At 69.6% G+C, this 7,582-nt stretch carries 9 protein-coding genes; 5 read left to right on the top strand and 4 right to left on the bottom strand.

Annotated features, from left to right (window positions below; genetic code table 11):
• From VGF12_RS14275 to VGF12_RS14265, 3 genes are all read left to right on the top strand, one after another.
• Positions 1-1,377, top strand: a 1,377-nt coding sequence (locus tag VGF12_RS14275) for a sensor histidine kinase (RefSeq protein WP_331176705.1), incomplete at its 5' end; no start/stop codon positions are given.
• Positions 1,374-1,778, top strand: coding sequence for a hypothetical protein (locus VGF12_RS14270; protein ID WP_331176704.1), 405 nt, complete (start codon positions 1,374-1,376; stop codon positions 1,776-1,778). The genes VGF12_RS14275 and VGF12_RS14270, both read left to right, overlap by 4 nt.
• 16 nt (positions 1,779-1,794) lie before the next feature.
• Positions 1,795-2,613 carry a LytTR family DNA-binding domain-containing protein gene (locus tag VGF12_RS14265; RefSeq protein ID WP_331176703.1) on the top strand — a complete coding sequence of 273 codons (819 nt, stop codon included), beginning with the start codon at positions 1,795-1,797 and terminating at the stop codon, positions 2,611-2,613.
• On the opposite strand, the gene VGF12_RS14260 is transcribed toward VGF12_RS14265, so the two are convergent.
• Positions 2,600-3,514, bottom strand: a complete 915-nt coding sequence (locus VGF12_RS14260; protein ID WP_331176702.1) for a LysR family transcriptional regulator — start codon at positions 3,512-3,514, stop codon at positions 2,600-2,602. The genes VGF12_RS14265 and VGF12_RS14260 overlap by 14 nt on opposite strands.
• Positions 3,515-3,611: 97 nt before the next feature.
• On the opposite strand from VGF12_RS14260, the gene VGF12_RS14255 reads away from it, so the two are divergent.
• A complete protein-coding gene (locus tag VGF12_RS14255) occupies positions 3,612-4,616 on the top strand; it encodes a bile acid:sodium symporter family protein (RefSeq protein ID WP_331176701.1) in 1,005 nt (334 codons plus the stop codon).
• On the opposite strand, the gene VGF12_RS14250 is transcribed toward VGF12_RS14255, so the two are convergent.
• The 3 genes from VGF12_RS14250 to soxR form a co-directional block, all read right to left on the bottom strand.
• Positions 4,617-5,393: a ferredoxin--NADP reductase gene (locus VGF12_RS14250; protein ID WP_331176700.1), complete on the bottom strand. Its 777-nt coding sequence runs from the start codon at positions 5,391-5,393 to the stop codon at positions 4,617-4,619.
• Between the two features lie 101 nt (positions 5,394-5,494).
• The gene (locus tag VGF12_RS14245; protein ID WP_331176699.1) at positions 5,495-6,208 is read right to left on the bottom strand and encodes a hypothetical protein; all 714 of its coding nucleotides are present in this window, start codon (positions 6,206-6,208) and stop codon (positions 5,495-5,497) included.
• A gap of 65 nt (positions 6,209-6,273) precedes the next feature.
• A complete protein-coding gene (gene soxR / locus VGF12_RS14240; RefSeq protein WP_331176698.1) occupies positions 6,274-6,732 on the bottom strand; it encodes a redox-sensitive transcriptional activator SoxR in 459 nt (152 codons plus the stop codon).
• A 51-nt stretch (positions 6,733-6,783) separates the two neighbouring features.
• On the opposite strand from soxR, the gene VGF12_RS14235 reads away from it, so the two are divergent.
• Positions 6,784-7,582 (top strand): questin oxidase family protein (locus tag VGF12_RS14235; protein ID WP_331176697.1); only part of this gene is annotated, 799 nt, incomplete at its 3' end.

Raw genomic sequence — 7,582 nt, 5'->3', positions numbered from 1 at the left:
TTCCACATTTACGCCGGCTGGCTGGTCGGCATCAGCTGGAAGCGCTTCGTGCTGCTGTCGCTGGCGCTGCTGATCGGCGTCAACGTGCTGAAGAACCTGCCCCCTTTCACCTGGCGCGTCAGCGAGCAGGTCGAGCAGCCTGACCGCAGCGCCGCGCGCCGTCAGGCCAAGCTGGAGGTCGAGGCCAAGAAGGCGGCCGACCTAGCCCGCAAGGCCGCCGAGAAGGCAGCCGAGAAGGCCGCGGCGAAGGGCGGCAGCGACAAGGGCCTGCACTACGAGGTCAAGATCGACGAGCGTGGCCTGCGCATCCAGCCCGTGCGGCCCGCCTCTTCCGGCGCCAGTGCCGCCAGTGCCGCCGAGGGCGAGGAGGGCGAAGTCCAGGCCGACGCCAGCCCTGGCATCTCCATCGAGTTTCCCAAGAGCGCCCGTCCCGAGGACGTCCGTGCCGCGGTCGAGCAGGCCAAGGAGCAGCTCAGTCAGCTCAAGCAGGAGGCCGAGGAGGTCAAGCAGGCGCAGCAAGCCGCCGCAGACGCCCAGGTCGCCCTGCAGGAGGCTGTCGACGAGGCCCGCGATGCCCAGGGCCGCAGGCGTGTCACCGTCGTGTATGCCGGCGACTCTCTGGTCGACCTGGCCATCCTGTGGATCCTGGCCTCGGCCGTGATCAAGGCCATGTACAAGGGCCGTATCCAGGCCGAGGTCAAGGCCGCCCAGGCTGCCGAGAACGCGGAGAGTGAGGCCCTCAAGCGCCAGGTCGTCGAGGCCCGCATGGCTGCCATGCAGGCCCAGGTCGAGCCGCACTTCCTGTTCAATACGCTGGCCAGCATCGACCACCTGATCGAGGTCGACCCGCCGCGCGCCAGCCAGATGCAGAAGAACCTCATCGCCCTGCTGCGCGCTTCCATGCCCACCATGCGCGAAGCCAATGCCAACGGCGCCGTGCGCGATCTGGGCCGAGAGCTGGCCGTCATCCGGCCCTACCTCGAGATCCTGAAGATGCGCATGGAAGAGCGGCTGCAGACCGAGATCGACGTGCCCGAGGGCCTGATGTCCGCCGAATTCCCGCCCATGATGATTCAAGGCCTGGTCGAGAACGCCATCAAGCATGGCCTGGAGCCCAAGGCCGAGGGCGGCACGCTCAAGGTCAAGGCCGAGATCGTGCACGGCAAGCTGGCCGTCACGGTGGCCGATACCGGCCTGGGCTTCGGCCGCGCAGCCACCTCCGGCACCGGCGTGGGCCTGGCCAACATCCGCGAGCGCCTGCAGCTGCTGCACGGCAGCAAGGCCAGCGTCACCGTCACCGAGAACCATCCCAGTGGCACGGTCGTCACGATCACCGTGCCTTACCGCAGCCGCAACGAAGAAGGAGTCGCAGCATGAAGACCCTGTTCAAGATCCTGTTCATTGGCACCGCGCTGATGGTCCTGATGGCGATGTTCGGCGGCTTCGCGCTGCTGCATCACCATGGTGGCCCGGACATGCACATCGTGCTGGACGACGGCGAGTTCTTCTTCGGCGGTGGCGGCATCGGGGACTGGCTGGGTGCCAGCATCGGTCTGTTCGTCGCCGGCGTCGTCTGCGTCATCGTGCTGCCCCTGGTGCTGCTGCTGGGCGTGGCGCTGCCGCTGCTCATCGTCGGCGGTGTCCTGGCCCTGGTCGTCGCCAGCCTGCTGGGCGTTGGCGCCGTGCTCGGTTCGCCGCTGATCCTGCTGGGCCTGCTGCTCTTCGTCGTGCTGCGCAACCGCAGCCGCGCCAACGCCGCCAAATCGGCGTCGGTCTGATCTAGCATCCGCGGCCATGAGCACAGCACCCATACGCGCCGTTCTGGCCGACGACGAACGCCTGATGCGCGAGCAACTGCGCAGCCGCCTGACTGAGGTCTGGCCTGAGTTGGACATCGTGGCCGAGGCCAAGAACGGCCTGGAGGCCGTTGAATTGACCAAGGAGCACAAGCCCGACCTGGTCTTCCTCGACATCCGCATGCCGGGCCTGACGGGCGTGGACGCCGCCCGCCAGATCGCCCAGTTGCCCGAGGACGACGACTGGCTGGTGCCCGAGATCGTCTTCATCACCGCCTACGACCAGTACGCTGTCGAGGCCTTCGAGCAGGGCGTGGCCGACTACGTGCTCAAGCCCGCCGAGCGCGAGCGGCTGCAGTTGACGGTGGCGCGCATCAAGAAGCGCCTGGCCCAGCGCGAAGGCAGCGAGGCGGTCGAGACCTCATCGGCGCCGCTGCAGCAGCTGCTGCACAAGCTGTCCGCCCAGGTCAGCGGCGGCGGTGGCAAACCCAACTACCTGCAGTGGATCCAGGCTACGGTCGGTCAGGCCATCCAGATGATCCCGGTCGAGGACGTGCTCTTCTTCATCAGCGACGAGAAGTACACGCGCGTGCAGACCGCCAAGGTCGAGGCACTGATCCGCAAGCCCATCAAGGAGCTGGTGGATGAGCTGGACCCGCAGCTCTTCTGGCAAATCCACCGCTCCACGCTGGTCAACGCGCACGCCATCGACGGCATCACGCGCGACTTCCGCGGCCGCCAGCTGGTGGGCGTGAAGGGCCTGGGCGAGAAGCTGGAAGTCAGCCGCAGCTACACCCACCTCTTCAAGGGGATGTAGGCCACTCGGCCGCCAGTGCGGCGATCAGGCCCCACAGCCGCTGGGCAGCCGGTGCCAGTGAGCGCTGGCGGCGCCTGGCCAGCACCACCTGGCGGCTCAGCGCAGCCTCCAGCGGCACGGCGCGCAGCGCCGCAGCGTCGGGCAGCGGCAGCGACAGGGCCGGCAGCACCGACACGCCCAACCCCGCCTGCACCATGCGAAAGGCCGTGGCCGGATGGCCCACGTCGAGGGCCACCCGCGGCATCACGCCCGCGCGGGCGAAGGCCCGGTCGATCAGCGGGCGGCTGCCCGAGCTGTAATCCAGCAGCACCAGGGGTCGCCCCGCCAGGTCCGGCAGCATCAGCAGTGGCCGCTCGGCCAGTTCATGCCCGGCAGGGCAGACGAGGACGAAGTGCTCGTCGAACAGGGGCTGCTGCTCCAGATCCGGCTCGGCGGCCTCGATGCCGACGAGCACCGCGAAATCCACCTCACCGTTGCGCACCGCCTCGACGGCCAGTTGCTGGGTCTGGTCGCCCAGGCGCACCTGGATGTCTGGGAAGCGCTGCCGCGCCGCGGCCAGCACCTGGGGCATCAGCCCGCCGGAGATGGTCGGCGCGCTGGCCACGCGCACGATGCCACGCGCCGCCGCGCCCGAGCCCCGGGCCTCGTCCAGCACGCCATCCAGCTCGCCCAGCAGCCGGCGCAGCGGGCCGACGAGGGCCTGGCCCGCTGCCGTCAGGACCACCTCGCGCGTCGTGCGGTCCAGCAGCTTCAGGCCCAGTTCGGCCTCCAGCCCGCGGACGGCCTGGCTGACGGCGGGTTGCGACAGGCCGATGCTGTCGCCGGCTCGGCCGAACCCTTCGTGCTCGGCTACCGCGAGCAACACCCGCAACTGGCGCAGCGTGACGTGAGGGGAGGGCATGGTGGGCAGCCTGGCATGGCTATTGATTGATTCGGTGGATTAAACCATCCGATTAATCCATTTCTAGGTTTGGGCGCCATCCTGTGCAATGGACGCCATGAAACGCCCCGCCTGGCTGCCCGACAACCTCGTCCTCCTGCTGCTTGCCACCGTGGCACTGGCCGCGCTGCTGCCCGTGCACGGCCGCGGCGTGGCGGTGCTGGACGGCCTGACCCAGGCCGCCGTCGCACTGCTGTTCTTCCTGCATGGCAGCAAGCTGTCGCGCCGCGCGGTGTGGGAGGGCCTGCTGCACTGGCGGCTGCATGCCGTCGTGTTCGCGGCCACCTTTGTGCTGTTCCCGCTGCTGGGGCTGGCACTGCGTCCCTGGCTGGAGCCGCTGGTGGGGCCGACGCTCTACCTGGGCGTGCTCTTCATCTGCGCGCTGCCCTCCACGGTGCAGTCATCCATTGCCTTCACGTCGGTGGCGCGGGGCAATGTGGCGGCGGCCATGTGCAGCGCGTCCACCTCCAACATTCTGGGCATGGCACTGACGCCGCTGCTGATGGCCGCGATGGCGCAGTGGACGGGCGGGACCGCCGAGGCCGGGGCGGTGCACCTGTCCTGGCACACCTTCGAGGGCATCGCCGGCACGCTGCTGCTGCCCTTCGTTGCGGGTCAGGCCCTGCAGGGCTGGACGGGGGCGTGGGTCGCCAGGCACAAGGCGTCGATCCGCTGGTCCGACCAGGGCACCATCCTGCTCGTGGTCTATGGCGCCTTCAGTGCAGCCACTGTGCAGGGCCTGTACCGCCACCTGCCGCCGAGCACGCTGCTGGCACTGCTGGGCATCTGCGCGCTGCTGCTGGCGCTCGTGATGCCGCTGCTCATCGTGATCAGCCGCCGGCTCGGTTTTTCGCGCGAGGACGAGATCACCATCGTCTTCTGTGGCTCCAAGAAGACCCTGGCCAGCGGCGTGCCCATGGCCCAGATCCTGTTCGCCGGCCAGGCCGTGGGCCTGTTGGTTCTGCCGCTGATGGTGTTCCACCAGCTGCAGCTGATGGTGTGCGCGCCGCTGGCGCGGCGCTACGCCGTCGGGCCGCGGCCCGAGCCGGCGCCGCAACGCTGACTACTTCTCGACGAAGGCCCGCTCGATGACGTAGTCGCCCGGCGTCGTCGTGCTGCCTTCCTTGAACTTGCGGATCTCCAGCATCTCCTGCATGTCCTTCAGCAGCGCGGGGCTGCCACACAGCATGATGCGGTCTTGCTCCGGGTCCAGGGGCGGCAGGCCCAGGTCGGCCTGCAGCTTGCCGGTCTGGATCAGGTCGGTGATGCGGCCCATGTTCTTGTAGGGCTCTCGCGTCACGGTCGGGTAGTAGAGCAGTTGCTCGCTGGCATATTCGCCCAGGAACTCGTGCTGGCGCAGGTCCACCGAGAGGTGGTCGTGGTAGGCCAGCTCGGCCACCTCGCGCACGCCGTGCACGATGATGACCTTCTCGAATCGCTCATAGGTCTCGGGGTCGCGCACGATGCTGATGAAGGGCGCCAGGCCCGTGCCGCTGCCCAGCAGGTAGAGGTTCTTGCCCGGCAGCAGGTAGTCGATCAGCAGCGTGCCGGTGGGCTTGCGTCCGACGATGATCTTGTCGCCCGGCTTGATGTGCTGCAGCCGCGAGGTCAGCGGGCCGTCCGGCACCTTGATGCTGAGGAACTCCAGGTTCTCCTCGTAGTTGGCACTGACGATGCTGTAGGCCCGCAGCAGCGGCTTGCCCGTCTCGGTCGTGAGGCCGATCATCGTGAAGTGGCCGTTGGAAAAACGCAGGGCCTGGTCGCGCGTCGTCGTGAAGCTGAACAGGCGGTCGGTCCAGTGGTGGACGGTCAGGACGGTCTCTTCGTGAAAGGCACTCATGGGCGATGGAGGTTGCGGGTTAACCCCGCGATTTTCGCCTTGAGTTGCGGTTCCCTTGTCGCGAGGGGGTCAGCGGGGGTGCTTCGTGCCTGGCTGGGGCCTCAGCTCTTGCGCGGCGAAAGGTCGGTGGCGATGCGGTCGGCCAGGCGGCCGAGCAGTGATTCGATGGGGCTGGCATCGGGCATGGCGGCCCATTCCGCCGCGGGGCGCTTGTCGGTGCCGATGATGCGGTAATCCTTGGTCCAGACCGGTGCGCTGTTGCCGGCGGCCTGGATCTGCGCCCGCGCCAGCAGCACCAGCGGCGTGGGGCTGCCGTCCTTGACCCGCGCCATGCGCAGGTCGGCCAGCTTCACGCTCAGCGCATAGGCGGGCGCCGCTGTGGTGTCCGCCCGGCCGCCTTGCGCATGCTGTTGCAGCCGGCTGACGAGCTGCTGCTGGGAGGCTGCCGTGTCCAGCCGGGCCGTCAGTTCGGAGGGGGCGAGGTCCGTGTTGTTCGTGACCGCGCCGCCGATGACGCCGCTGCTGACGGCGCCCGTCGTCACGGTGACCGGCGCCACGATGCCGAGGCAGCCGGGCACGGCGAAGGGAATCAGCACGGAGCAGATCAGCGCGCCCACCGCCAGGCCGCCGCCGCCGCCCTTCAGCGCGCTGGACCCGGCCGCGCCGCCCTTGGTCTGCGGCGTCGGGGCCGCCGTCTCCTCGGGTGCGGCCTGGATCACCATGTGGCGCAGGTCCGCGTCGGCCGGACGGCGGCTGGCGCAGGCGCCCAGCATCATGCAAAGCAGCAAAGTGCAGGCCTTGGCTCTGGGATCCATCTCGTTCCTCCCTGGAACTGGCGCATGCCGGTGCGGCGGATTCTGCACGGGTCGGCCTGCGGGATTCATGACGTGCCGGGGCGATCCAGCAGGCGTGGCCCGGCCCCAGACTCGCCGACCGCGTCGTCCGGGTTGTAGAGCGCGCAGGCCTTGAGCGACAGGCAGCCGCAGCCGATGCAGCCCGTCAGCCGGTTGCGCAGCCTTTGCAGAGCGGCGATGCGTTCGTCCAGCACCGGCGCCCAGCCTGACGACAGCCGCGCCCAGTCCGCCTTGGTCGGTGTGCGTCCCTCCGGCAGGGTGGCCAGCGCGGCCTTGATCTGCGGCAGGCTCAGCCCGACGACCTGGGCTGCACGGATGAAGGCCACGCGGCGCAGCACGTGGCGCGGGTACTGGCGGTGCCCGCCGGCGCTGCGGCTGCCGGCGATCAGGCCCTCGGCCTCGTAGAAGCGCAATGCGCTGGTCGCGACTCCGGCGCGCTGGGCGAGCTGGCCGATGCTCAACGGAGCGGGGGGACTTGACTTCAAGTTAACTTGAACTTCGAGCATGGCGACATGTTCCCACAGCCCAGACCTGCCGTGCTGACGAAAAACGCCGCTCCCAAGCCTGCGCCTGCGCCCGCCACCTTGGCGCAGCTGCACCTCCTGCTCGACGTGGGGGCGGCGTGGTCGCCCACCTACCGGGGCCGCCTCAGCAATCACCTGCCCATGGCCCAGCAGGCGCTGCTGGAACTGGGGGCCTCGGCGGAACGGCTGCAGGCCTGGAGCGAGCACCATGAGGCCCAACTGGAGCCGCGCGTCGCCGGGCGCCCGGGCAGCGTGACCCCGGAGCGTGACCTGGGGCGTCCCGACAGCGAGGCCGCGTGGCACGCCCATTTCGTCGCGCGCATCGCGGCGATCGGCGCCGCGGCCGCCCTGCGCGAAGCGCTGCCCCCGCTGCTGGACGGTGCGGGGGCCATCGCCTTCCATGGGTTGATTCGCACCGCACATGCCGTGCTGGCAGGCCACGAGGGCGAGCTCGCCTTCGGTCTGGCCCACTGGGCCGCCCACTTCCTGCCCTTGCCGACGACGGCCGACGGCCCGCCGCTGGCCCTGGCCGACTGGCTGGCGGCCCTGCAGCAACTGCCGCGCCCGGCTCCGGCCGGCAGCCTGATCAGCCACCGCATGGAGGCCTGCGGCGCGTCGCCCGATTTCGCCGCCGTAGCCGGCCGGCTGCACCACGGGCCCGGCACGCTGCGCGACATCGCCTTGCTCGCCGCCCGCACCTACGCCGCCACAGGCAACTTCACCGTGCTGCACCTGGTGACGGCCTGCCATGCGATGAGCACGCTGGAGCCCTGGTGGCCGGCGCCCGGGCTGGCGCGAGGCTTCAGTGTCG

Origin of the sequence: Roseateles sp. (assembly GCF_036404855.1) — a bacterium.
Lineage (GTDB): Bacteria > Pseudomonadota > Gammaproteobacteria > Burkholderiales > Burkholderiaceae_C > Pelomonas.
The sequence above is the reverse complement of the archived record's forward strand: the minus strand, read 5'-3'. Positions and strand labels throughout refer to the sequence as shown.

Coding starts and splice junctions, on each gene's coding strand:
- VGF12_RS14255 (WP_331176701.1), top strand. CDS start 3,612: ATGAAACGCCCCGCCTGGCTGCCCGACAACCTCGTCCTCCTGCTGCTT.
- VGF12_RS14245 (WP_331176699.1), bottom strand. CDS start 6,208: ATGGATCCCAGAGCCAAGGCCTGCACTTTGCTGCTTTGCATGATGCTG.
- VGF12_RS14265 (WP_331176703.1), top strand. CDS start 1,795: ATGAGCACAGCACCCATACGCGCCGTTCTGGCCGACGACGAACGCCTG.
- VGF12_RS14260 (WP_331176702.1), bottom strand. CDS start 3,514: ATGCCCTCCCCTCACGTCACGCTGCGCCAGTTGCGGGTGTTGCTCGCG.
- VGF12_RS14250 (WP_331176700.1), bottom strand. CDS start 5,393: ATGAGTGCCTTTCACGAAGAGACCGTCCTGACCGTCCACCACTGGACC.
- VGF12_RS14270 (WP_331176704.1), top strand. CDS start 1,374: ATGAAGACCCTGTTCAAGATCCTGTTCATTGGCACCGCGCTGATGGTC.